At 72.8% G+C, this 25,045-nt stretch carries 12 protein-coding genes and 2 pseudogenes; 5 read left to right on the top strand and 9 right to left on the bottom strand.

Features of this window, described 5'->3' with window-relative positions; translation table 11 throughout:
* The first annotated feature begins 20 nt into the window (after positions 1-20).
* A complete protein-coding gene (locus tag J2S42_RS27860) occupies positions 21-1,637 on the top strand; it encodes an acetolactate synthase (RefSeq protein WP_307243751.1) in 1,617 nt (538 codons plus the stop codon).
* Positions 1,638-1,842: 205 nt separating this feature from the next.
* Here the strand turns inward: J2S42_RS27860 and J2S42_RS27855 are convergent, their stop codons facing one another.
* Complete coding sequence (locus J2S42_RS27855; RefSeq protein ID WP_307243749.1) at positions 1,843-3,018, bottom strand: ROK family transcriptional regulator; 1,176 nt, start codon at positions 3,016-3,018, stop codon at positions 1,843-1,845.
* A gap of 145 nt (positions 3,019-3,163) precedes the next feature.
* Between J2S42_RS27855 and J2S42_RS27850 the strand changes: the two genes are divergently transcribed.
* On the top strand, positions 3,164-4,621 hold the full coding sequence (locus tag J2S42_RS27850; protein ID WP_307243746.1) for a glycoside hydrolase family 3 protein: 1,458 nt from the start codon (positions 3,164-3,166) through the stop codon (positions 4,619-4,621).
* Between the two features lie 488 nt (positions 4,622-5,109).
* Here the strand turns inward: J2S42_RS27850 and J2S42_RS27845 are convergent, their stop codons facing one another.
* Together J2S42_RS27845 and J2S42_RS27840 are read right to left on the bottom strand one after the other, a co-directional pair.
* Positions 5,110-5,775, bottom strand: a complete 666-nt coding sequence (locus J2S42_RS27845) for a GNAT family N-acetyltransferase (RefSeq protein ID WP_307243742.1) — start codon at positions 5,773-5,775, stop codon at positions 5,110-5,112.
* A 450-nt stretch (positions 5,776-6,225) separates the two neighbouring features.
* Positions 6,226-11,160, bottom strand: coding sequence for an NAD-glutamate dehydrogenase (locus J2S42_RS27840; protein WP_307243739.1), 4,935 nt, complete (start codon positions 11,158-11,160; stop codon positions 6,226-6,228).
* A 292-nt stretch (positions 11,161-11,452) separates the two neighbouring features.
* Here J2S42_RS27840 and J2S42_RS27835 point away from each other — a divergent pair, with 292 nt between their 5' ends.
* Complete coding sequence (locus tag J2S42_RS27835) at positions 11,453-13,348, top strand: penicillin-binding transpeptidase domain-containing protein (RefSeq protein ID WP_307243737.1); 1,896 nt, start codon at positions 11,453-11,455, stop codon at positions 13,346-13,348.
* Positions 13,349-16,636: 3,288 nt separating this feature from the next.
* Here J2S42_RS27835 and J2S42_RS27830 read toward each other — a convergent pair.
* The 6 genes and pseudogenes from J2S42_RS27830 to J2S42_RS27805 all read right to left on the bottom strand — a co-directional run.
* Positions 16,637-17,839 (bottom strand): annotated as a pseudogene (locus J2S42_RS27830) (arginase family protein); the annotation flags it as partial.
* A gap of 12 nt (positions 17,840-17,851) precedes the next feature.
* Positions 17,852-18,769 carry a tetratricopeptide repeat protein gene (locus tag J2S42_RS27825; protein WP_307243734.1) on the bottom strand — a complete coding sequence of 306 codons (918 nt, stop codon included), beginning with the start codon at positions 18,767-18,769 and terminating at the stop codon, positions 17,852-17,854.
* A 52-nt stretch (positions 18,770-18,821) separates the two neighbouring features.
* Entirely contained in the window at positions 18,822-19,073 is a 252-nt protein-coding gene (locus J2S42_RS27820) for a hypothetical protein (RefSeq protein ID WP_307243733.1), read from the bottom strand.
* Positions 19,070-19,348, bottom strand: coding sequence for a hypothetical protein (locus tag J2S42_RS27815; protein WP_307243731.1), 279 nt, complete (start codon positions 19,346-19,348; stop codon positions 19,070-19,072). The genes J2S42_RS27820 and J2S42_RS27815 overlap by 4 nt, the downstream gene beginning before the upstream one ends.
* A 205-nt stretch (positions 19,349-19,553) precedes the next feature.
* Complete coding sequence (gene icmA / locus J2S42_RS27810) at positions 19,554-21,227, bottom strand: coenzyme B12-dependent isobutyryl-CoA mutase large subunit (RefSeq protein WP_307243730.1); 1,674 nt, start codon at positions 21,225-21,227, stop codon at positions 19,554-19,556.
* A 10-nt stretch (positions 21,228-21,237) separates the two neighbouring features.
* Positions 21,238-21,507 (bottom strand): annotated as a pseudogene (locus J2S42_RS27805) (hypothetical protein); the annotation flags it as partial.
* Positions 21,508-21,683: 176 nt separating this feature from the next.
* Here J2S42_RS27805 and J2S42_RS27800 point away from each other — a divergent pair.
* Both J2S42_RS27800 and J2S42_RS27795 read left to right on the top strand, forming a co-directional pair.
* On the top strand, positions 21,684-23,699 hold the full coding sequence (locus J2S42_RS27800; protein WP_307243727.1) for an amidohydrolase family protein: 2,016 nt from the start codon (positions 21,684-21,686) through the stop codon (positions 23,697-23,699).
* On the top strand, positions 23,696-25,033 hold the full coding sequence (locus J2S42_RS27795; protein WP_307243725.1) for a GH1 family beta-glucosidase: 1,338 nt from the start codon (positions 23,696-23,698) through the stop codon (positions 25,031-25,033). The genes J2S42_RS27800 and J2S42_RS27795 overlap by 4 nt, the downstream gene beginning before the upstream one ends.
* Positions 25,034-25,045 lie beyond the last annotated feature (12 nt).

Raw genomic sequence — 25,045 nt, 5'->3', positions numbered from 1 at the left:
CTCGGGGTAACGTGCGTCACATGACGATGATCGAGGGGCACGGCGGCGAACTGGCACTGGCGGCGCTGCGCGCGTACGGCGTCACGGAGATGTTCACGCTCTCCGGCGGGCATGTCTTCCCGCTGTACGACGCGGCGCACAAGGCCGGGTTCCCGATCTACGACGTACGGCACGAGCAGTCCGCGGTGTTCGCGGCGGAAGCGGTGGCGAAACTGCGCCGCACGCCCGGCCTTGCCGTGCTGACCGCGGGGCCGGGCGTGACCAACGGCGTGTCCGGGCTGACCAGCGCGTTCTTCAACGGGTCGCCGGTGCTGGTGCTGGGCGGGCGGGCGCCGTCGTTCCGCTGGGGCTCCGGATCGCTGCAGGAGATCGACCACGTGCCGATCGTGGCGCCGGTGACCAAGCACGCGGCCACGGTGGCGTCCGCGCCGGAGATCCCGGCCGCGATCGGCGCGGCGCTGTCCGCGGCACTGACGCCGCACCGCGGGCCGGCGTTCCTTGACCTGCCGCTGGAGGTGGTCTTCTCGGTGGCCTCGGCGGAGATCTCGCCCGCGTCCGTCCCGCGTGGCGAAGCCGACGCCGACGAGGTGTCCCGTGCGGTCGCGCTGCTGGCCGGCGCCGAGAAGCCGGTGATCATCGCTGGATCCGACGTCTGGGCGGGTGACGCCGTGGACGCGCTGCGGGCCGCGGCCGAGGCACTGGACGTGCCGGTGTTCACGAACGGCATGGGCCGCGGCGCGCTGCCGCCCGGCCACCGGCTGGCGTTCTCGAAGGCCCGCCGGGCCGCGCTGAAGGGCGCGGACGTGGTCGCGGTGATCGGCACGCCGCTGGACTTCCGGCTCGGCTTCGGCGACTTCGGCGCGGCCACGGTGGTGCACGTGGTGGACGCGCCGTCGCAGCGGGCCACGCACGTCACCCCGGCCGCGTCGCCCGCGGGTGACCTGCGGGCGATCCTCACCGCGTTCGCGGACCACGCCGGCGCGCGTACGCCGCACGACGACTGGGTGCGCGGGCTGCGCGAGACCGAGGACGCCGCGGGCGCGAAGCACGCGGCGGAGATGACCGCGGAGAGCGACCCGATCAAGCCGGGCCGGGTCTACGGCGAGCTGCGCAAGGTGCTGGAACCGGACGCGATCACGATCGGCGACGGCGGCGACTTCGTGTCGTACGCGGGCCGCTACCTGGAACCGGCGCGGCCCGGAACCTGGCTGGACCCGGGCCCGTACGGCTGCCTCGGCACCGGCATGGGCTACGCGATGGGCGCCCGGGTGAGCTACCCGGACCGGCAGATCTGCGTGCTGATGGGCGACGGCGCGGCCGGGTTCTCCCTGATGGACGCGGAGTCGCTGGTCCGGCAGAACCTTCCGGTGGTGATCGTGGTCGGCAACAACGGCATCTGGGGCCTGGAGAAACACCCGATGCGCGCGATGTACGGGTACGACGTGGCCGCCGATCTCCAGCCGGAACTGCGCTACGACGACATCGTGCGCGCGCTGGGCGGCGCGGGCGAGACCGTGGCCAAGGCGGGCGACCTCGGGCCGGCGCTGGAGCGGGCGTTCGCGGCGGGGGTTCCGTACCTGGTCAACGTGCTGACCGACCCGGCGGACGCCTATCCGCGGTCGAGCAACCTGGCCTAGAGCCGGTATCGACGTGGGGCCCGGTCCGGACCGGCCACCCACCCACCGGCAGGGGGAGCGCCAGCGACGACCGGTGCCCGGGAGCATGCGGGAGGCGACCGCGCCGGAAGCGGGCAATGGTGCCCGGAGTCCTTGACCTTGATCTGCCCGGCCCCGGCCTGGCCCACAGCTCGCGGCTGTGGGCTGACCGGAGGACTGTCAGCGGCTAGACAGTGCTGCCGAAGACCTCGTCGCGGACCGCGTCCAGCGCGGTCCGGAGTGCGCCCTGGAGGACCGGTTCCTCGGTCACCTCGGTGACCACGACCTTCGGCGAGACCAGCGTGGTGGCCGCGACCTCGTGCTGGACCCGTTCGGCGAGTGCGCTGCCGCCGGCCTGGCCGACCTCGCCGGCCAGTACCACCAGTGGTGGGTCCAGGACCACGGCCGCGCTGGCCACGCCGAGCGCGAGCCGGGACGCGAGGTCGTCCAGGAACGGGCCGCCCTTGGTGCCGGCCGCGACGGCGGCGCGGACCACGTCGGCGGCGGACGCGCCCCGGAAGCCGTGTTCGCGGCCGGCCGCGCGGACCGCCTCGGCGCCGGCGAGCAGCTGGAACGCGCCCTTGGCGCCGCGTTTGCCGGTGTCCCGGGGAATCGGCGCGCCGGGCACCGGCAGGTAGCCGATCTCGCCGGCCGCGCCGGTGGACCCCTGATGCAGCCGGCCACCGAGGACGACCGCGAGGCCGACGCCGCGGCCCGCCCAGAGCAGCAGGAAGTCGTCGACGCCGCGGGCCGCGCCGACGTGCGCCTCGGCGATCGCGGCCAGGTTCACGTCATTGGCGAACGCGATCGGTGTGTGCAGGTCCTCGCCGAGCGCGTCGCGGAGGCCGTGCCGCCAGCGGGGCAGATCCCAGGCGAACCGGATGTCGCCGGTGTCCGGCTCGACCAGGCCGGGTGTGCCGAGGACCACCCGGCGCACCGTGGCCATCTCCGCGTGTGCGCTGGTCGCGGCCTGGACGACCGCGGTGTGCACGACGCCGACCGGGTCGTCGGTGTCCTTGGTGGACAGTTCGGCGCGGCCGATCACGGCGCCGGTGATGTCCGCGCACGCGGCGACCACCCGGTCCGGTCCGAAGTCCACGCCGACCACGTGTGCGCTGCCCGGCGTGACCGCGTAGAGCTGTGCGTTCGGACCACGTCCGCCGGCCTGCTCACCCACCCGGGTGACCAGTCCGCGTTCCTCCAGCCGTTCCACCAGCTGGGATGCGGTGACCTTGCTGAGCCCGGTCATCTCGCCGAGCTGCGCGCGGGTGAGCGGTCCGCGGGCCAGCAGAAGCTCCAGCGCGGCGCGGTCGTTCAGGGCGCGGAGCAGCCGCGGCGTGCCGGGTCTCGGCGTGACGGCCATGCATCCCCCTAGTATTTAGGAAACTTTCCAATTACTGTGGCAAGCCTTGACTGGAATAAGCCGTAGCGTAGCTGTGACACCCTGACACCCTGGTCCCACGTACGGTCAGGACGCCGCTGTCTCCGGCTGACACTGAGGGGAATTGATGACCACCATCGATCCCGGGCTGCGGCGCCTGGCGCTGGGCACGCTGCTGGCGGCGTTCCGGGGCCCGGTCGCGCCGGAGTGGGCCCGTGACCTGGCCGCCGAAGGGCTCGCCGGGTTCACGCTGTTCGGCTACAACGTGGAGACACCGGCGCAGCTGGCCGCGCTGACCGCGTCGCTGCGCAAGATCCGCCCGTCCGTGCTGCTCGCGATCGACGAGGAGGGCGGCGACGTCACCCGGCTCGCGCACGCGACCGGCAGTCCATATCCCGGGAACGCCGCGCTCGGCGCCGCCGGTGACGTGGAGGCGACGCGTGCCATCTACCGGTCGATCGGCCTGGACCTGGCCGCGCTCGGCATCAACGTCAACCTCGCGCCGACCGTGGACGTGAACTCCGCGGACGACAACCCGGTGATCGGCACCCGCTCGTTCGGCGCCGACCCGGCGCTGGTCGCGGCGCACACCGCGGCCGCGGTCGCCGGTCTGCAGGAGGCGCGCGTCGCCGCCTGCGCCAAGCACTTCCCCGGGCACGGCGACACGGTGGCGGACTCGCACACCGAGCTGCCGACCGTGGACGTGCCGCTGGACGTGCTGCGGACGCGGGAGCTGCCGCCGTTCGAGGCAGCGATCGGCGCGGGCGCGCGGACCGTGATGACCGCGCACATCCGGGTGCCGGTGCTGACCGGCGACGACCCGGCCACGTTCAGCCCCGCCGTGCTGCACGACCTGCTGCGCGGCGAGTTCGGCTTCACCGGTGCGGTGATCACCGACGCGCTGGAGATGAAGGGCGCGGCCGTCGCGGCCGGCGGTATCGCACCGGCCGCGGTCCGCGCGCTGGCCGCCGGCGCCGACCTGCTCTGCATCGGCGCGGACGTCGACGCCGACCTGGTCGAGGAGATCGTCACCGAGATCGTGACCGCGGTCGCGGACGGCCGCCTCTCCCCCGACCGGCTCGCGGACGCGGCCGGCCGCAACGCCGCGCTCGCCACGTGGACCGCGCAGCCCGCCGCGACCGGCCCGGTCGACCCGGCGCTGCCGGACGCGGTCGCCCGCCGCGCGGTCCGGATCGACGGCTCGGTCGACGGGCTGGACCTCTCCGCGCCACTCATGGTGCAGCTCGGCTCCGCCTCGAACATGGCCGAGGGCCGGGTGCCGTGGGGCCTCGGCGGTCTCCTGCCGCACGCCGACCTCATCCACGTGGCGGCGGCCGAGGTCACGGCGCAGGCGCTGTGCGACCGGGCCGGAGCGCGGCCGATCATCCTGGTCGGGCGGCACATCCACCGGTTCCCGGCCAGCCGCGCGCTCGCCGAGTCACTCGCCGCCACCCACCCGACCGTGATCGTCGAGCTCGGCTGGCCGTCGTCCTCCTGGCGCCCGGCCGGCGCGTGCGCGGTGATCCGCACGCACGGCGCCACCCAGCCGCTGGCCAAGGCCGCAGCTGCGCTGCTCAAACCCTGAGAACCCACCACGGTACGCGTTCCGCGCCTGCCCCGGCCCGATGGCCCGGTGGCGGGCGCGGCCCGTTTCACCGGGTGACTCGCGGCTGAATGCGCAAGTCAGTGACCGGATCCCGCGGTCTCAGCCGGTCCCGCCATCGCGACCGAACCCCGCGCACGCGGCCGAACCCTGCGCACGCGGCCGACTCCCGCAGGCGCGGCCGACTCCCGCAGGCGCGGCCGACTCCCGCAGGCGCGGCCGACTCCCGCAGGCGCGGCCGACTCCCGCAGGCGCGGCCGACTCCCGCAGGCGCGGCCGAGTCCCGCGGTCGCCGGCGCCCGAGGCCCGCGTCGTAGCGTTCAACTCGGCGCTCCACGCCCGAAATATCGGCTTATCGGCAGAGCGGGCATCTCGCGTCCTCGCCAGCACCCGCGACCAGCACTACAACGCGATCGGGCGCTCCGCGCCCGAAATATCACTCTTAGCGGGCGGCGTGCGGGCGCTGCCGGTCAGTCCTCCAAGCCGTAGAAGGACCAGCCGCGGTCGGGGAAGCCGGCGTTCTCGGCGACCTTGGAGGACGCGATGTTGCTGACGTCGTGCAGGTAGGTGGGAATCGCGCCCTCGTCCAGAATTCGGCGGGCGGCCTGGGCGACCAGCATGCGGGCCAGGCCCTTGCCGCGGGCGGCCGGCTCGGTGCCGACGGAGATCTCGTTGCCGTGCTGGTCGTGCCGCTTGATGCCGACGCCGGCCAGGTAGGCACCGGTCTCCGGATCGCGGTGGATGAGCACCTCGGGCGCGAAGACGCGCAGCCACTCCGGCACCACCGGGTCACCGACCGAGGTCCACTCGCCGGCGTCGGGCAGCGGGGCGGGGTCGGTGGTCCAGCGGAACAGGCCGTGGAACGCCTGCCGGTCCGGTGCGCCGACCGCGTCCGGCACCTTGGCCAGCAGGTCCTCGATCGGCAGGTCGGTGAGCGCGCGCAGGGCCGGCACGCGCGGTACCGCGGCGGACAGCACGGTACCGGTGGACGGTGAGCCGACGCCGAGGAACGGGTGGATCTTGCCGTCCCAGCCGGGGAGCGTGCGGCGCTCGGATCCGACGACCGCCAGGCCCTGCCGCGGGGGCCACTGCCCGAGCCACGCCACCAGATGGTGATAGAGGCGCTTGTCCAGCATTGTGGCGCTCCTTGCCGATGCTCGGATGAGTGGAGTCAATCAGCTTTCCGGCACCGCGGGGGCGATGCAAGCGACGCCGACCAACGCCACAGAAGACGACCTCAGTGTCGTCGATCTCCCTTGGCCCCCGGCCCAGCCCACGCACATCGCCGGGCTACCGCGCTAAATATCGAAATATCGGGCGCGACGCGCCCGATCATGCCACCAACGGGACCGGTTATCTCGGCCGGAACCAGCAACGCGGCCAAGGCCGGGGCGTGCCGGGAACGGTGGCGCCGCCGCCAATGGCGAACCGCGGGAGTCGCGGTGAGCTGGGAGCGGCGGCGCGCGGCGGGACGTGCGCCGCGACGGGAGATCGGCGCTCCACTGAGCCGTCCGGCCCCCGGACCGGCGAAGCCGCCCCGGAGGATGTGCGCGGACGCGCGTACCCCCGGGGCGGTTTCCAGGTTTTCAGCCTGCGGCTGAGGTTTTGACCAGGGTGCGGATCTGGCGGAGCAGGACCGAGAGCGCGGCCAGGTCGCCGGCGGACTCGCCGAAGTCGGTCATCGACTTGCGGGCGCGGGTCAGCGCGGAGGAGTTGGCCTGTTCCCAGGCGTTGACGCGGTCCTCGGCGGCGATGGTGTCGTCGGAGGACTGGAGGACCTCGGCGGTGAGCGCGGCCAGGGCGGCGTAGAGGTCGTAGCGGAGTGCCATCCGGGCGAGCGTCTGCCAGCGGTCGTTGCGCGGGAGCGCGGAGACCTTGGAGAGCAGCGCGTCGACGCGGAGGCGTTCGGAGATGACGAAGTAGACCTCGGCGACCTCGTTGACGTCGCGGCCGGTGACGGACGCGGTCTCGACGATGTCGAGCAGGCCGAAGCTGTAGACCAGGCGGGTGGCCCAGACCGCGAGGTCGCGTGGTACCTGCTGCTCGGTCATCTCGGCGACGCGCGCCTCGAAGGCCTGGAGTTCGGCGCCCTGGAGCTGGCGTTCCAGGCGTGGCAGCAGCGCGGCGATGCCGGCCCGGAGGCGGGCGGTCTCGCCGGGTACGTCCAGCGGGGAGCGCCGGTTGCCGACGATCCAGCGGACCGCGCGGTCGATCAGCCGGCGGCCCTCCAGGTAGACCAGGATCTGCGCGGACGTCGGGATGACGTTGTCCTGCGCCTCGATCGCGGCCCACAGGTCGCGCAGGCCGAAGACGTCGCGGACCACGGTGTAGGCCCGGATGACGTCGGACGCGGACGCGCCGGACTCGTCCATCGCGCGGTAGACGAACGACGTGCCGCCGCGGTTGACCACCTCGTTGACCAGGACGGTCGTGACGATCTCGCGGCGCAGCCGGTGGCCGGGCATGCGGTCGGCGTAGCGTTCGCGGAGCGCGGTCGGGAAGTAGTTGGTGAGCACGTCCGCGGTCCACGGCTCGTCCGCGATCGGGTCCTCCAGGATCTCCTTCTCCAGGACGATCTTGGTATACGCGAGCAGCACCGCGAACTCCGGCGCGGAGAGTCCGTGCTCGCGCGCGTCCAGTTCCGCGTCGCTGGGCAGCGCCTCGAGTTCGCGGTCCAGATGTCCCGCCGCGACCAGGTCGGAGATCATCCGCCGGTGCACCGGGAGCAGCGAGCGGGACTGCGCGCACGCGGTGCCGAGCGCACCGGCCTGCTCGTAGTTGTCCCGGAGCACCAGCGCGGCGACCTCGTCGGTCATCTCGGCCAGCAGCTCATCCCGGTCGGCGACGGACAGTTCGCCGTCCGCGACCGCACCACCGAGCAGGATCTTGATGTTGACCTCGTGGTCGGAGCAGTCGACACCGGCGGAGTTGTCGATGAAGTCGGTGCCGATCTTGCCGCCGGTGAGCGCGAACTCGATCCGGCCGCGCTGGGTCAGGCCCAGGTTGCCGCCCTCGCCGACCACCCGCACGCGCAGCTGGCCGCCGTTGACCCGGATCCCGTCGTTGGCCTTGTCGCCGACGTCGCCGTGCGATTCGGACGCGGCCTTCACGTACGTGCCGATCCCGCCGTTGAACAGCAGGTCGACCGGGGCGAGCAGGATCGCGCGCATCAGTTCCTGCGGGCTCAGATTCGCCGGGCCGGCAAGTCCGAGCGCGGCTGCGGCCTCCGCGGAGACCGGGATGGACTTGGCGGTCCGCGGGAACACGCCGCCGCCCGCGGAGATCAGCGACGTGTCGTAGTCGGCCCACGAGGAGCGCGGCAGCGCGAACATGCGCTGCCGTTCCGCGAACGAGGTGGCCGCGTCCGGCGTCGGGTCGAGGAAGATGTGCCGGTGGTCGAACGCCGCGACCAGCCGGATGTGCTCGGAGAGCAGCATGCCGTTGCCGAACACGTCGCCGGACATGTCGCCCACGCCGACCACGGTGAAGTCCTCGGCCTGCGTGTTGATGCCCAGGTCGCGGAAGTGCTTCTTGACCGACTCCCAGGCGCCGCGCGCGGTGATGCCCATCTTCTTGTGGTCGTAGCCGGCCGAGCCGCCGGACGCGAACGCGTCGCCGAGCCAGAAGTCGGCCGCGACCGAGATCTCGTTCGCGATGTCGGAGAACGTGGCCGTGCCCTTGTCCGCCGCGACCACCAGGTAGGGGTCGTCGCCGTCGTGCCGGACCACCTCGCGCGGCGGGACGATCTTGCCGCCGGAGATGTTGTCCGTGACGTCCAGCAGCGCGGCGATGAACTGCCGGTAGCAGGCCACGCCCTCGGCGAGGAACGCGTCGCGATCGGACGACGGGGGCGCCTGCTTCAGGACGAAACCGCCCTTCGCGCCGACCGGCACGATCACCGCGTTCTTCACCATCTGTGCCTTGACCAGGCCGAGGATCTCGGTGCGGAAGTCCTCGCGCCGGTCCGACCAGCGCAGGCCGCCGCGCGCGACCGCGCCGAAGCGCAGGTGCACGCCCTCGAACCGCGGCGAGTAGACGAAGATCTCGTACATCGGGCGCGGCGCGGGCAGGTCCGGGATCGCCTGCGGGTCGAGCTTGAACGCCACGTACGACTTCGGCCGGTTGTCGTTGCCGCGCTGGTAGAAGCTGGTGCGCAGGGTGGCCAGCATCATGGTGAGAAAGGACCGCATGATCCGGTCCTGGTCGAGGCTGCTCACCTCGTCCAGCCGCTCGGTGATCTCGGCGACGATCGCGTCCGCGCGCGTGGTGCGCTCCGCCTCGCCCAGTTGCAGCCACGGCGAGAACCGGGTCTCGAACAGCCGGACCAGCAGCGCCGCGATCGCCGGGTACTGCACGAACGTGGACTCCATGTACTCCTGCGAGTAGACCGCCCCGGCCTGGCGCAGGTACTTCGCGTACGCCCGGAGCACCACCACCTGCCGCCAGGTGAGGCCGGCCCGGAGCACCAGCTCGTTCAGGCCGTCCACCTCCGCCTCCGCGCGCCAGGCGGCCGCGAACGCGTTCTCCACATGCGGCCGGACCTCCTGCAGCGCACGGTGCGAGTCGGGCAGCCGCAGGCCGAAGTCGTAGAGGAAGACCGAGGCCGGGTCGAGCGAGATCTCGAACGGGCGCTCGTCCAGCACCCGGACGCCGAGCGAGTGCAGCACCGGGAGCACGTCGGAGAGGACCATCGGCTCGCCGTACCGGAAGACCTTGAACCGGACCTCGTCGTCCTTCGGGAACAGGTGCATCTCCAGCTGGCCGGCCTCTTCGAGCAGCTCCAGCTTGGCCAGGTCCTGCACCGAATCGTACGGGTTGTACTCGTCCTTGTAGCTCTCCGGCAGCGCCTCGACGTACCGCGTGAAGAGGCGTTTCGCCTGGCCGTCGCCGAGCTTACGGTCCAGCACGAGGCGGAAGTCGTCGTCCCAGAGGCGGGTGGCGTAGGCCAGGTCCTCGGCGAGCGCGTCCGCATTGATCACGCCGGGCGGGTTCGCCGGGTCGGTGCGCACGATGAAGTGCACGCGGGCCAGCATCGACTCGCTCACCCGGGTGGTGTAGTCGACGCCCACGCCGTTGAGCTCGCGGAGCAGGATCTCCTGCATGCGCAACCGGTTGACCGTGGTGAACCGGTCCCGCGGCAGGTAGATCAGGCAGGAGATGAACCGGCCGTACCCGTCGCGGCGCAGGAACAGCCGCAGCTGGCGGCGCCCGGCCATCCGCAGCACACCGATCACCGCGTGGTAGAGGTCGTCCACCTTGATCTGGAAGAGCTCGTCCCGGGGGTACGTCTCCAGGATCGCCATCAGGTCCTTGCCGGAGTGGCTGCGCGGCGACAGGCCGGAGCGCTCCAGGATCTCCGCCACCTTGCGCTTGACCACCGGCAGCTCGGTCACGCTGGTCCGGTACGCGTCCGTGGCCAGCAGACCCAGGAAGCGCCGCTCCCCGACCACCTCGCCGGCCGCGTTGAAGATCTTGATGCCGATGTAGTCGAGGTAGGCGGAGCGGTGCACGGTGGCGCGCGAGTTCGCCTTCGTGATGATCAGAAGGCGCTTCTCCAGCACCTTCGCGTACGCCTCCGGCGTCATCGTGGATAGCACCCGCGGCGCCTGCTGGTCGGCCCGCAGGATGCCCAGCCCGGAGCCCATGGTGGCCCGCAGCAGCTTCTCGTCGCCCTCGCCGTCGACCAGCTCGTACTCCCGGTAGCCGAGGAACGTGAAATGCTCCTCGGCCAGCCAGTTCAGCAGCTCGATCGAGTCGGTCAGGTCCTTCTCCGGCACCGGCGGGCGGTCCGGCGTGTCGCGTACCGCGCCGAGCTCGACCGCGATGTCGAGCGCGCGCTGCCGCATGCGCGGCCAGTCCTCGACCGCGTCGCGCACGTCGGTGAGCACCCGCTGCAACTCCCGGTAGAGCTGGTCGCGGGTGACCGTGTCGCGCACCGGGTCGACGTCGATCCGCATCCAGCTCTCGACCAGGTCACCGTCGATGCCCTCGTCCGGCTCGACCTCGGCCGCGACCTCGGTCAGCGCGCCCAGCGGCTCCCGGCGGACCACCAGCAGCGGGTGAGCCAGCAGGTGTATGTCGAGGTGGTACCCCTCCAGCAGCGCGGTCACGGAGTCGACCAGGAACGGCATGTCGTCCGTGATCACCTGAATCACGGTGTGGCCCTGCTCGGACAGCTCGTCGATGGTGAGCTTCAGCTCGCCCGGCACGCGTTGCGCGGCCAGCTCGCGGTGCTTGAGCGCGGCGTCGAGCAGCGACTTCGGCGTGTAGCCGACCAGCTCCTCGTCGGCCGCGAACCGCCAGAAGCGGTCCACCAGGCTCGCGGTGTCGTGATCGTCGCCGGCCAGCGCGACCGCCTGCGCGACCAGCCGTTCCGCGTTCGGCAAGGGCTCCTCGAGCTCGGTGTCCTCCACCTCGCGGGCGCTCACCCCAGACTCGATCGCCTCGGACCCGGGTGCCGGGACGGCCCCCTCGTCGTCCTGGGTGTTGTCGTCCCCGCCGGTCACCTGGCGCCGGTCCATCGGTGCAGCTCCCCTCGCCCCACCACGCTGTGGGTCTGTTTCTCGACCCTGAGCCTAGGCCCTCGGCACGTCAGTTCTTCCGCCCGACTGTGCTGGTGTCCCGCCAATCGGGCCGGGCCACCGGTCCATCCTCTGCCACAGTGGGATTTCCGCTGGTGAAAACCCTCAAACCCATCCGGGGGTACGGGGGATGCGCGTTTCCCATCGTTTGGGTTCGCCCGGACGTCCACCACTTGTAAACCGATCTCCACTACCGTTGCGGGCATCGATTCCGGCCTGTCGGAAGGTAACCATGCTCAGGCTCCGTACGGCCGCCGTGACGGCTCTGGTCCTCGCGAGCACGTCGCTCACCGCGTGCTCCGGCTCGGACGGCCCCGGCGACACACTGAACGCGTTCCTGGCCGGCTGGCGCTCCGGCAACCTCGACGGCGTCGGCGTCGTCTCCGCGGCCGGGCAGACGATGAGCGCGGCGGACGTGAACGCCGCGATCCGGGCACTCTCCGGCGAACTCGCCGACACGCCGCCGGAGCTGAGCGCGCCCGAGCCGGCCGAGGACAAGACGCTGGCCACCGGCGACGTGAAGGTCACCTGGACGCTGCCGGGCGGGCACCGGTGGGAGTACCAGACGCCGGTCCGGCTCAGCAAGGGCGACGACGCGTGGCGCGTGGTCTGGGAACCGGCCGTGGTCCACCCACAGCTCAAGGAGGGGGACGAGCTGCGCGTCCAGCGGATCGCCGGCACCCGCGCGGCCATCCTGGACGCCGCCGGCAGCCCGATCTTCAGCGACCGGAAGGTGGTCGTGGTCGGCATCCACCCGAAGCTCGCCACCTCGCTGGACTCCACCGTCGCCACGCTCGGCACCGAGATGAAACAGTTCGGCGTCGACCTGAGCGGGCTCAAGGCCGAGGTCGAGGCCGCCGAGCCGGACGACGAGGTGGTCGTCGCCACGCTGCGGGACACCGACTACGCCAAGATCAAGGCAAAGATCGAGAACCTTCCCGGCCTGCAGACCCGCGAGGAGACCCGGTTCCTGGCGCCGACCCGGGTGTTCGCCCGCGCACTGCTCGGCACGGTCGGCGACGTGACCAAGGAGGACATGGACGCGAAGCCGGGCGTGTTCGAGATCGGCGACCAGACCGGACACGGCGGGCTCCAGGAACGGTACGACGAGCAGCTCCGCGGCACGCCCGGCGAGGCCGTGGTGATCACCCAGGCCGCGCCGGCCGGGGAACCGACGTTCACCGAGCTGTGGCGTGCCGAACCGGCCGCCGGGAAGCCGGTCAGGACCACGCTGGACCCGAAGATCCAGACGGCCGCGGACGACGCGGTGTCCACGGAGGCGAAGCGGGCCGCACTGGTCGCCATCAAGATCTCGGACGGGTCGATCGTGGCGGTCGCGAACGGCCCGAACGGCGGCGCGGAGAACCTCGCGTTCACCGCGCAGGTGCCGCCCGGATCCACGTACAAGATGGTCTCCGCACTCGGCCTGCTGGACGCGAACATCGTCGGCAGGGACAGCCCGGTCGCCTGCCCGAAGACGTTCACGGTCGACGGCCGGACCTTCAACAACGCGTATGACATGCAGCTCGGCACGGTCCCGTTCCACACCGGCTTCGCCCGCTCCTGCAACACCGCGTTCGCCGCGCTGTCCGCCAAACTCGGCGCGCCCGGGCTCGCCGCGGCCAGCGCACAGCTCGGCATCGGCGGCACCTGGGACGTGGGCGCGGAGGCGTACACCGGCAAGGTGTCCCCCGGCACGCCCGCCGCCGAACTCGCGGCGGCCGCGTTCGGCCAGGGCAAGACCGTGGTCAGCCCGCTGGCGATGGCCGCGGCCACGGCCGCGGTGGCCCGGGGCGCGTTCGCCGCGCCGAAACTCGTCATCGACCCGGCACCGGCCGGGTCACCCGCACCGGTCGCGCCGCTCAAGGAGACGTCGGTGACGCCGCTGAAGGAGATGATGCGCGAGGTGGTCACGGCCGGCACGGCCACCGACCTCAAGTCGGTCAAGGGCGACCCGGTGTACGGCAAGACCGGCACCGCCGAATTCGACGACACGGACCTGGACAAGACCCACGGGTGGTTCGTGGGGTGGCGGGGGGACATCGCGGTCGCGGTGTTCGTCGAGGAGGGCGGCACGGGCGGCGGAGCCGCGGTTCCGCTGGTCAAGAACTTCTTCTCGGCTCTGTAGCGGCGGGCGATGCGGGGGCGTCGTCTCGTGGTCGCTCCGGTCGTTCTGATGATGCGGGCGACGCCTCGGGTCATGAAGGAGTGGCGGCGGGACGCCGGCCGAGCCGACGTTCCATCTCGGGGGCCGGCCCCGCGGGCGAGCACCTCCGAGGGTGTCGCACCCGAAGGCTCCTCCGGGGTGTCACACCCGGAGGTTTCTGCTACGGCGTCGCAACCGGAGGCTTCTCCGACGGGCTCTCGCACCCGAAAGTGCCTCCGCCAGAGTTTCACAGCTGAAGGTTCCTTCGAGCTCCCGCGCCGGGGGTTCGGGTCAGTCGGCGTCGCCGGAACCAGGGCTGGCGCGGCGGAGCCGCGCCGGGCCGGTCGGCGGTGGGCCGGGTTGCGTGGGACTCGCGCCGATGAGGCGTCGGAGACGCCCTAGAACCGTAGGCGGTGGCCGGTCGCCGGCCTGGTCTTCTGCCAATGGCGCATCGCCCGTCGCCGAGTCGCCGTTCGTCGCGTCCGGATCGTTTCGGACCGCCTGGTCGGGCTGCGCGGCAGCGTCCTCGTTGGACGGGTCGCTTTCCGCCTGCGGGTCGATGTCCGTGGCAGGCCGGGGATCCGTGGGAGGATCGGCTCCCGCAGCCGGGTCGGAGACAGCCAGACCGGGTTCCGCAGCAACATCGCGTTCCGCAGCAACATCGCTTTCTGCAGCCACATCAGGTTTTGCAGGTGCAGCGGCGTCCGCAGTCGCGGCAGTGTCCGCGGCCACATCGATTGTCGGCGCCACCTCGGCTTCCGCGACGGGATCTTCCGCAGCCGCGGCAGCTTCGGCAACCGCAGCTGCGTCGGCAACCACATCGGGTTCAGCGACCGCAGCAGCGTGCCCAGCGACATCGGCTCCGGCAGCCGCAGCAGCGTCGCCAGCCACATCGGCATCCGCAACCGCCTCCGCGTCAGCTACATCGACATCCGCAACCGCAGCAGCATCCGCGGGCATGTCGGCATCCGCAGCAGCGTCGGCAACCACATCGGCTCCGGCAGCCGCAGCAGCGTGGTCAGCCACATCGGCTTCCGCAGCTGCAGCAGCATCCGGGACCACATCGGCTTCCGTACCCACAGCGGCATCCCCCACCGCGGCAGAAGCCACAGCTGCACCGGCATCCGCAGCGTCGTCCCCCACGGCATCGGCGTCCGCGACCGCAGCGGTTTCCACAGCCGGGCCGGAATCCGCAACCGCATCCGGCTCCGCAACCGCGGCTTCCGCAACCGGGCCGGAACCCGCGGTCACCGCAGCCTCCCCGGTGCTATCAGGCTCTATGGCCGGCTCGGGCTCCGCCGCCGATTCGGCTTCATCAAGATGAACATTTTCGTTAGGAGACGAATCCGCGGCAGAGCCGGCATCCGCACCTGAATCAACGCCGACCACCGGATCAGTCTCGGGACCGCTGTCGCTCTCGGCTTCGCCGGTCGGCTGCGACTCGACGATCGCCTTGGCCGCGCCGGCCGACCGCGGTCCGATGGCCTCCGCAGCTTCGCTGGCCGGTTTCGACTCGGCCGCCAATCCGGCCTCGCCGGCCGCCTGAGATCGTGCAGTCGCCTCGGTTCCGGCGGACACCACGGAGCCGGTGCGCGAAGCGGGATCCTCGGGCTGGGGCACGGAAGAGATGTCGTCGTCGATTTCGGTTCCGGCGCCGACTGCGCTATGTGCTGTTCTCCGGTCTGTATCCGGCATGCCGGTGGGCGCGATGGCATCCGGAGTGCCGTGCTCCACGCGGACATTGCCGTCGGCCGCGGACGTGACACCGCTGTCCGTGGACACGGCACCGCTCTCGGCGGGCGCATCGCCGTCGGCCGTGGACGCAGTGGTGCCCACGACGTGGGATGTGGCCGGGGCGGGGTCCTCAGGGTCCGAGCCGGAGTCGTCCGGGCCGGTGGCCGGTTCGCCGGTCGCGGGGCGGCGGAGGGAGCCGCCCTGTTTCGGGGGGCGGCGGCGGAGGCCACCGGGGCGTACCACGTCGGGGTTGGTGACGCTGGTGCTGTTGGTGGGTTCACCTGCGGGTACGTCGTCGGCCGGTGGGCGGCGCAGGCTGCCGGGGTGGGAGGCGTCCGGGTCGGTGGCGCCGGGAGTGGACGGACGGCGCGGGGAGAGCAGGCCGGAGCGGCTGGTCAGGTCGTCGAGGTCCCAGCCGGTGCGGCGGGCGGGGGCGTCGGTGCGCTTGGCCGGTTTTCCGGGGCGTTGGCCGCTGGTCCGGCGGGATGCGTCCACGTGCTGTCCGCCGATGGTCAGCGGGGCCGGGATGACGCCGCCCGCCGGCCCGCTGACGGAGAGCGGCAGGCCCGGGTCCTCCGGCTCGGGTTTCGCGGCCGCGGCGGCGGCCGCCGCGGCGAACCTGGCCTTGGCCAGTGCCGCGGCCTCGGCTATGGAGGTGGGGCTGGGTTTGCGCGACTGCGCCTCGCGGCGGGCCAGTGCCGCCCTTATCGTGTTCGGCACGATCGACGCGTCGGTGTCGTCGTCCGGGTGCGCGCCGGCCGATGCGTGGTCGTCGTCTCCGGCGTCCTCGCCGAAGAACTCGCTCGTCCCGGCTTCCGTCGAAGCCCGGACATCCGGTCGGTCCGATTCATCGGACAGCGGCGACCCTGGCCATGCCCCCGGGCCGCCGTCGTCGGTCAGCCGCGCACCGCGACCCGCTACCGGGCCGCCGTCGTCGGTCAACCGCGCACCGAGGCCCGCTACCGGATCACCGTCGTCGGTCAGCCGTGCACCGAGCCGCCCCAGCGGGCCGTGATCGTCGGGCAGTCGCGTGCTGAGCCGGGCCCGCGGCGCGCGGTCGTCGGTCAGCCGCGACCGCAGCCGGGCCACCGGATCGACGTCACTCGCGTCGGCGACCGGATCGGGCGCGGCCGCCGTGTCCGCCGCGCGCGCGATCGCATCACCGTCGTCGGCGCGCGATCCGAATCGGACGGAGTCACCGGCCGAGCGAGGGCCGGGCTGCGCCGGCACCGCCCCGCGGATGCGGCCGGTGGTCACCGCGGAGGTCCGCTCGTTGCCCGCGGGCCCCGCGCCGCCGTTCTCCTCGTCCCCGGCGTCGCCCGGCGGCTCATCGCCGGCGGCGAAGTCCACCGGCGCCGACGCCTCGCCGCCGCTTTCACGGGCCGGCCCACCGGCGCCACCCGAACCTCCGGCCGAACCGGCACCGCCAGATCCGGCGGACCCACCGACGCCACCGGAACCGCCGCCCGAGCCGGCACCGTCGGAACCGGCAAGCCCACCGACGCCACCGGAACCACCCGCCGGACCAGCACCGCCAGAACCGGCAAGCCCACTGACGCTCTCCTGACCGGCGAGTCCGGCGGCGTCTTCGGGGTCGGCCGGCCCGACCGCGCCGCCCCGGCGGATCCGGCCGTCGGTGCCGCGCCGGCCGGCCGGTCCTCCGGCACCGCTCAGGCCGGTGAAGCCGCCCGCACCGCGGGCGACCAGCGCCTCGTACGTCTCCATCCCCGCCCGGTCGCCCTCGGCCGCCTCGGACGGTGCGGTCACGGACTCGGCCGGCCCGGACGGTTCCGCCGAGCCCTCGCCCCGCGGCCGTGGCGCGGCCAGCAGCCGGCCGGCCGCCTCGATGCCGGCGGCCACCGTCGAGACGATCTCGGCCGCGTACGAGCCGTCCGGGTCGTAGTCCGGGTCGAAGACCGTTATCTCCATGCCGAGGCAGTGCGGCGTACCCACGAGGTGTTCGAGAAGCGCTTCCAGCTCGGTGAACGCGATCCCGCCCGGCTCCGGCGCGTCCACGGCCGGCATCACGGCCGGGTCGAGCACGTCGACGTCGATGTGCACCCAGAAGCCGGCGCAGTCGGCGATCTGGTCCAGCGCCCACTGCGCGGACCGGGGTGCGCCCTCCGCGCGCAGCGCCGGTACCGGGCGCGTCACGATGCCGGCGGCCTGCAGGTCGAGGCGGTACTCGTCGTTGGCGCGGATGCCGACGACCACGACGTCGACGTCCCGGTAGTAGGGCCGCCGGCCCTCCAGCGCGGTCAGGTCCGCCTGCCCGCGGCCGGTGATCAGCGCGAGCCCTTCGCCGGCGGCCGCGCCCACGTAGGACGCGTTGCCGGGATGCCGGAAGTCGGAGTGCCCGTCCACGAAGATCAGGCCGACGTGCCCGCCGACGGACTGGCCGAGACGCCGCATGGCGAGCGCGGAGCCGAGCGAGACCGAGCAGTCGCCGCCCAGGATCACCGGGAACTCGCCGTTGTCGATGATCGCGCCGATCCGGTCGGCGAGCGCCACCGAGTACGCCCCGATCGAGGGTGCGTGGCAGACGCCGTCGCCGGGCCGCCAGTCGCCCGGGTCGTACCGCGGCGGGGTGAGGCACCCGGCGTCCCGGGCGCGGAGCCGGTGGAGCAGCCCCGCGTCCCGCAGCGCGCCCGGCGCCTTGGCGCAGCCCGGCACCGACGTCTCGGTCGGCGGGCGCAGACCGAGATTGGAGGGTGCGTCGAGGACGGCGATCCGGCGCATGGCGGCGGCCTCTTAGAACAGCGCGTTCGCCAGCGCGCGGCGGGCGCTCGCGACGGCCGGGTCGTCCGGGCCGGCGACGGTGAACAGCGAGAGCAGGTGGCGGCGCACCGTCTCGCGCTCGTCGCCGAAGACGCGGCGGATGAGCTTGATCAGCCGGTCGTACGCCTCGGCCGCGTTGCCGCTGAGCACCTCGACGTCCGCCGCGAGCAGCTGGGCCTTGACGTCGTCCGGCGCACCGGCCGCGACGGAGAGCGTGGCGCCCGGGTCGACGCCCTGCACCCGGCGGAACAGCGAGACCTGGGCCAGCCCGGACTCGGCGGCCGCGTCGGCCGGTGACTCGTTGAGGATCTTCTTGTACGCCGCCTCGGCCGCGTCCAGGTCGCCGTCCATCATCGCGTCGTCGGCCTCGGCCAGCCGCGGGTCCTCGTGCTGCGGCGCCTGCACGCCGGCGGCCTTGAGCACGACCTCGATGTACTGCCGGACCTGGGCCTCGGGCAGTGCGCCCTGGAAGCCCTGCACCGGCTGGCCGCCGACCACGGCCGCGACCATCGGGATGCTCTGGATCTGGAACGCCTGGGCCAGGCCCGGATTGGCATCCACGTCGACCTTGCCGAGGATCCAGGAGCCGCCGCCCTCCTCGGCGAGCCGCTCGAGGACCGGGGACAGCTGCTTGCAGGGCTGGCACCACTCGGCCCAGAAGTCGAGGATGACCGGCGTGGTCAGGGACCGCTCCAGCACCTCGGTCCGGAAGCCGGCGTCGGTCACGTCGATGACGGTGACCGCGCCGGACGGCGAGGCGGGGGCTGCGGCGGAGGCGGCGGGACGCGCCGCGGGCGCGGGCGCGGCGCTCGGCTGCGGGGTGCTCCGCAGCGCACCGAGGTCGACCGCGCCGCGGGTGAAGATCGACGAGGTGATCCGTGGGTCGCTCATGGTTGTCTAGTCTCGCACGCGAACACGCACTGCCGCCCCGACCGGACGCCGATCACGGTGTGCCGTCCCCTACAGGCTCGTGCGTCGCGCTGACCATGACGACCTGCCCGTCCACGCTCTCCACCGCGAGCAGCGTGCCGGGCGGGTAGTTCTCCAGCATCGCCGGTGGCAACTGCACCGTGCCGTCGCCCGCGACCACCGCGAACTGCTGCCCGTCGCGGCACTCCGCGCCGATCCGCCCGTCCCGGATGGTGATCGCCCGGCCGAGCCGCGCGCCGGCCTCCGGGTCGTGCGTGACCATCACGATCGCGGTCCGCGCTCGCGGTTGACGGTCTCCAGCGCGTCCAGCACCTCGTCACGCGCGGACCGGTCCAGCCGGGACGTGGGCTCGTCGACCAGCAGCAGCCCGGGTGAGGCGGCCATGCCGGCCGCGAGCGCGGCACGCTGCTGGGCGCCGGGCGGGAGTTCGCCGACCGTGGCCTCGCCGAAGCCGCCGAGCCCGACCAGGCCGACGATCCGCTCGAACGGCTCCACGTCGGCCGGCCGGACCTTGGCCGCGCGCCGCTGGGCCGGCCACATATCGGCGGGTCCCTCTATCGCTCCTCCACCGCGCGTCGCAGGGACATCGCCGAACCGGCCGTCACCAGGGACGACACCGCCGGCGGCCACCCCGAACCGCGCGGCGGTCCGCGGGCCGAGCACGTCCCCCATCCCCATGGATCGCCGATCGTGATTGTGACGATAGGCGATCCCGGGCGGGCGCGACGTCCCCTGTGGATAACGTTCAGAACCGGGCGGGCTCCCGGTAGACGCCCCACGCGTCCCGCAGCACGCCGCAGATCTCGCCGAGCGTGGCCTCCGCCCGGGCCGCCGCGAGCATCGCCGGGATCAGGTTCCCCTCGGCCCGGCAGGCCGCCGCCAGCTCGCCCAGTACCCGCCGGACCAGTGCGTCGTCCCGCTCCGCCCGCCGCGCCGCCAGCACCCGCCGCTGCTCCCGCTCCACCTCGTGCGAGATCCGCAGGATCTCCAGGTCCTTCGCGACCGTCCCGGTGTGCACGTTCACGCCGACGATCCGCTTGTCGCCCTTCTCCAGCGCCGCCTGGTACGCGAACGCCGACTCCGCGATCTCCGAGGTGAACCAGCCGTCCTCGATGCCGCGCAGGATGCCGGACGTGATGGTGCCGTCCGCCCCGAGGTTCCGGATCCGGGTGAAGATCTCCTCCGCGGCCGCCTCGATCCGGTCGGTCAGCGCCTCCACGTACCAGGAGCCGCCGAGCGGGTCGGCCACGTTCGCCACGCCGGTCTCCTCCATCAGGACCTGCTGGGTCCGCAGCGCGATCTCCGCGGACTCCTCGGTGGGCAGCGCGAGCGTCTCGTCCAGCGCGTTCGTGTGCAGCGAGTTGGTGCCGCCGAGCACGGCCGCGAGCGCCTCCACCGCGGTCCGCACCACGTTGTTGACCGGCTGCTGCGCGGTCAGCGACACGCCCGCGGTCTGGGTGTGGAAGCGCAGCCACAGCGCCCGCTCGTCGGTCGCGCCGTAGACGTCGCGCAGCCAGCGCGCCCAGATCCGCCGCGCGGCGCGGAACTTCGCGATCTCCTCGAAGAAGTCCACGTGCGCGTCGAAGAAGAAGCTCAGGCCGGGCGCGAACCGGTTCACGTCCAGCCCGCGGGACAGGCCCAGTTCGACGTACCCGAAACCGTCCGCCAGCGTGTACGCCAGCTCCTGCGCCGCGGTCGAGCCGGCCTCCCGGATGTGGTACCCGGAGACGGACAGCGGCTTGTAGCGCGGGATCTCCGCGGCGCAGTGCTCCATCAGGTCACCGATCAGGCGCAGGTGCGGCTCCGGCGCGAACAGCCACTCCTTCTGCGCGATGTACTCCTTGAAGATGTCCGTCTGCAGCGTGCCGTCCAGCGAGGACAGCGCGGCGCCCTGCCGCTCGGCCGCCACCAGGTACATGCAGAAGATCGGCACGGCGGGCCCGGAGATGGTCATGCTGGTGGTGACCGCGCCCAGGTCGATGCCGTCGAAGAGCACGTCCATGTCCGCGGCCGAGTCGATCGCCACGCCGCAGTGCCCGACCTCGCCGAGCGCCTTGGGGTCGTCCGAGTCGTACCCCATCAGCGTGGGCATGTCGAACGCCACGGACAGGCCGCCGCCGCCGGCCGCGAGCAGCATCCGGTACCGCTCGTTGGTCTGCCGCGCGTTGCCGAACCCGGAGAACTGCCGGATCGTCCAGGCCCGCCCGCGGTAGCCGGTCGGATAGAGCCCGCGCGTGTACGGGAACTCGCCCGGCCAGCCGATCCGCTCGAAGCCGGGGTAGGGCACGCCGTCCGGCGGGCCGTAGAGCGGCGCGACCGTCTCGCCGGAGAGCGTGGTGAAGTCGGCGTCCCGTGTGCGGGCCGCGTCGTACCGCGCTTGCCAGCGGGCGCGTCCGGCGGCGATCTGCTCGGCATCCATGCCGCACAGTCTAGGGCGCAACCTTAACGATCGCTAAGGGTTCGGCGCTGCCGTCCCGCAGGAGCAGCTCCGCGTCGCAGAACGCGGCCGCCTCCGCGTCGTGCGTGGCGAACACGGCCGCGGCGCCGCGCTCCGCCTCCGCGCGCAGCAGCTCCAGCACGCGGGCCCGGTTCGCCGCGTCCAGCTCACTGGTCACCTCGTCGGCCAGCAGCACGTCACCGGCCAGCGCCGGCCCGCGGGCCGGCGCGGTGCGCTGCCGCCGACCACCGGACGGCTCCTCACCTGCGGTCACGGGCAGGTCGCCCAGCACCGGCTCGCCGCGATAGCCGAGCGTGACGCCGTCCACGGACGGCAGTGACATGGACCGGACCCTATCCCTTCCGTACGGCCGTCGCCGCCCCTATGCTGGGTGATCCTTGGTGGATCAGATGATCTCCCAACCGACAGGGGTGCCGCATGTCCTCGCACGCACCGAGAACCGCGCTGAAAGCCGCACTCGCCGCCCTGCTGCTCGTGGTCGCGGTCCCCGCGCCCGCCCGGGCCGCCGCCGCGACGCCCGCCTACGACCTCGACGACGACTGCGTCACGCTCACCGCTCCGAACGGCCACATCACCAAGAACTCCGGTGGGTACGGTTTCACCGGCTCGATCGCGGCCGCGGAGCGGTTCCGGTTCGACGCCACCGCGCTCGGCCGCTACACCGTCCGCGACGCCGCGGGCGCGTACCCGTACCAGAGCGTCGTGGGTTTCGTTCTTCCCGGCCAGACCTACGGTGACCGGGCCGACTGGACCGCGGTCACCACCGGCGCCGGGCGTTACCAGCTCACCGCGACCGCGACCGGCCAGCACCTCGGCACGTTCCTGGGCCGGGTCGGCGGCGCGAGCGCGCCGGTCACGCTCACCGCCGCACCGGCCACCGGCTGCGTCGCGGTGCAGGACATCGCGACCGGCGTGACCGGCACCGCCGCGCCCGGCGTGAACGCGGACGGCACACTCAACGGCTGGATCGACGGCCACGCGCACCTCACCGCGGCCGACGCGTTCGGCGGCGACCTGCACTGCGGCGACGCGTTCGCCGCCGGCGGGCCCGCGGTCGCGCTGAAGGGCTGCGCGTCGCACGCCACGCTCGGCATCGGCGCGCTGCTGGAGGCGATCATCGCGGGCACCGACCCGATCGACTCGCGCGAGGACGGCTGGCCCACGTTCGGCGACTGGCCGCAGCACAACAGCCTGCTGCACGAGCAGTCGTACTTCCGCGGCATCGAGCGGTCCTGGCGGTCCGGTCAGCGCGTGCTCAACACGCTGCTGGTGGCGAACCGGATCATCTGCGGCCTCTACCCGACCCGGGACACGTCCTGCGACGAGACCGAGCAGATCCGCGCGCAGTACCACTACCTGCGCTCGATGCAGGACTACGTGGACGCGCAGAGCGGCGGGCCGGGGCAGGGCTGGTTCCGGCTCGCGGCCACGCCGGAGCAGGTCCGGGCGATCGCGGCGCAGGGCAAGCTCGCGGTCACGGTCGGCGTGGAGAGCTCGGAACTGTTCGGCTGCAACGTCACCTGCACCACGGCCGCGGTCGACGCCGGGCTCGACGAGCTGGAGTCGATGGGCGTCAGCGGTCTCTACCCGGTGCACAAGTTCGACAACGCGTTCGGCGGCACCCGCTTCGACTCCGGCGCGACCGGCGTCGCGGTCAACATCGGCAACCTGATCAGCACCGGCCGCTGGTGGACCGCGGACTCCTGCACCGGCGCGTCCGACAACGAGCAGCCGCTGGTCAGCGACGAGCTGGCGGAGCTGCTCCGGCTCGGCGAGCTGGGCCTGCCGCCGGGCACGATCCTGCCGGTCTATCCGAGCGGCCCGATCTGCAACACGCGCGGCCTGACCACGATGGGCCGATACCTGGTCGAGCGCATGATCGAGCGCGGGATGATCATCCACATCGACCACATGGGGGTACGGACCGCGCGCGCCGTGCTGGACATCGCCGAGGCCGCGGACTATCCGGGCGTGGTCTCCGTGCACTCCTGGTCCGACCCGTCGATCGTCGGCCGGATCATCGCGCTGGACGGCTTCGTCGCCGGTTACGCGCACGCGGCCACGGACGCGGGCGACGGCGAGACCCCGTTCCTCGACGAATGGCGGGCCAACACCCAGGACCACACCATCAGCGGGTACGGAATGGGCTCCGACGTCAACGGCCTCGGCCCGCTGCCGCCGCCGCAGCTCAACCCGCCCGCCGGGCCGCAGACGTACCCGTTCACCGCGGTCAACGGCACCACCGTCGACCGGCAGGTCTTCGGCACCCGCACGTTCGACCTGAACACCGACGGCGTACCGCAGTACGGGCTGTACGCGGACTGGGTCACCGACCTGATCCGCCAGGCCGGCCCGGACGGCCCGCGGCTGCGGAGCCAGCTGATGAACGGCGCCGAGGCGTACGTGTCGATGTGGGAAGAGGCTCGTGCATGACGTTCCCGCTGTTCCCGGCCGGCTTCCGGTTCGGCATGGCCACCTCGGCGTACCAGGTGGAAGGCGCCTTCGACCTGGACGGCAAGGGCCCGTCCGTCTGGGACGTGTTCACGGCGCGGCCGGGCACGGTCCGGCACGGCGACGACGGCCGCGTCGCGATCGACCACTACCACCGGTACGCGGAGGACGTCGCGCACATCGCCGCGGCCGGCACGCACGACTACCGGTTCTCGTTCTCCTGGCCGCGCGTGCTGCCGGCCGGGACCGGCACGGTGAACAAGGCGGGGCTCGACTTCTACGACCGGCTGGTCGACTCGCTGCTGTCGCACGGCGTCCGGCCGGTCCCGACGATCTACCACTGGGACCTTCCGCAGGCGCTGGAGGACGCGGGCGGCTGGCTGCACCGGGACACCGCGTACGCGCTGGCCGACTTCGCCGCGGTGCTGGCCGGCCGGCTCGGCGACCGGGTGCACGACTGGATCACGCTGAACGAGATGAGCGTGCAGACGCTCTACGGGTACGCGCTGACCTCGCACGCGCCCGGTCGCGGCCTCGGCTTCGACGCGCTGCCGGTGGCGCATCACCAGCTGCTCGCGCACGGGCTGGCGGTGCGGGCGCTGCGCGCGGCCGGTGCGGACACGATCGGCGTGGCCGCGCAGCACTTCCCGGTCTCGCCCGCGTCCTCGTCCGAGGACGACGTGCGGGCCGCCGCGCTCTTCGCCACGCTGACCAACTGGCTGTTCGCCGACCCGGTCCTGGGTGGCGGCTACCCGCAGGGGTTCGGCGAGCAGCTGCCGGTGCGCGACGGCGACCTCGCGATCATCGCGGAGCCACTGGACTTCTACGGCGTGAACTACTACGAGCCGACCCGGATCGAGGCGCCGCGGCCGGACCGGGACTACCGCGGCGTGCTGGAGGTGGACATCCCGGCCGGGATGCCGTTCGCGCCGGTGCCGGTGCCGGACGCGGAACGCACCGACTTCGGCTGGGCGATCGCGCCGGCCGGGCTGACCACGATCCTCACCACGCTGCGGGACCGGTATCCGGCGCTGCCGCCGGTGGTGGTGACGGAGAACGGCGCGTCGTTCCGGGAGCCGGTCGCGGACCGGCGGCGCGTCGCGTTCCTGGACGCGCACCTGCGCGCGGTGCTGGACGCGATGGCGGCCGGCGTCGACGTGCGCGGCTACTACGTGTGGTCCGCGCTGGACAACTTCGAGTGGGCGGCCGGGTTCGAGGAGCGCTTCGGCCTGATTCACGTCGACCCGGCCACGCTGGCCCGGACCCGGAAGGAGTCCTGGCATTGGTTCCGCGACCTGATCGCCGCCCAGCCTTGAGCGGTCGCTCAG

The sequence above is a fragment of the Catenuloplanes indicus genome (assembly GCF_030813715.1).
GTDB classification, from domain to species: domain Bacteria; phylum Actinomycetota; class Actinomycetes; order Mycobacteriales; family Micromonosporaceae; genus Catenuloplanes; species Catenuloplanes indicus.
Note: the sequence above shows the minus strand (reverse complement) of the source record. Positions and strands in the feature narration are given on the sequence as shown.

Excerpts from the sequence above, each read along its gene's own strand:
- J2S42_RS27815 (WP_307243731.1), bottom strand. The coding sequence starts at position 19,348 with ATGTGGCCGGCCCAGCGGCGCGCGGCCAAGGTCCGGCCGGCCGACGTG.
- J2S42_RS27845 (WP_307243742.1), bottom strand. The coding sequence starts at position 5,775 with ATGCTGGACAAGCGCCTCTATCACCATCTGGTGGCGTGGCTCGGGCAG.
- J2S42_RS27825 (WP_307243734.1), bottom strand. The coding sequence starts at position 18,769 with ATGAGCGACCCACGGATCACCTCGTCGATCTTCACCCGCGGCGCGGTC.
- icmA (WP_307243730.1), bottom strand. The coding sequence starts at position 21,227 with ATGGATGCCGAGCAGATCGCCGCCGGACGCGCCCGCTGGCAAGCGCGG.
- J2S42_RS27840 (WP_307243739.1), bottom strand. The coding sequence starts at position 11,160 with ATGGACCGGCGCCAGGTGACCGGCGGGGACGACAACACCCAGGACGAC.
- J2S42_RS27850 (WP_307243746.1), top strand. The coding sequence starts at position 3,164 with ATGACCACCATCGATCCCGGGCTGCGGCGCCTGGCGCTGGGCACGCTG.
- J2S42_RS27855 (WP_307243749.1), bottom strand. The coding sequence starts at position 3,018 with ATGGCCGTCACGCCGAGACCCGGCACGCCGCGGCTGCTCCGCGCCCTG.
- J2S42_RS27800 (WP_307243727.1), top strand. The coding sequence starts at position 21,684 with ATGTCCTCGCACGCACCGAGAACCGCGCTGAAAGCCGCACTCGCCGCC.
- J2S42_RS27795 (WP_307243725.1), top strand. The coding sequence starts at position 23,696 with ATGACGTTCCCGCTGTTCCCGGCCGGCTTCCGGTTCGGCATGGCCACC.
- J2S42_RS27835 (WP_307243737.1), top strand. The coding sequence starts at position 11,453 with ATGCTCAGGCTCCGTACGGCCGCCGTGACGGCTCTGGTCCTCGCGAGC.
- J2S42_RS27860 (WP_307243751.1), top strand. The coding sequence starts at position 21 with ATGACGATGATCGAGGGGCACGGCGGCGAACTGGCACTGGCGGCGCTG.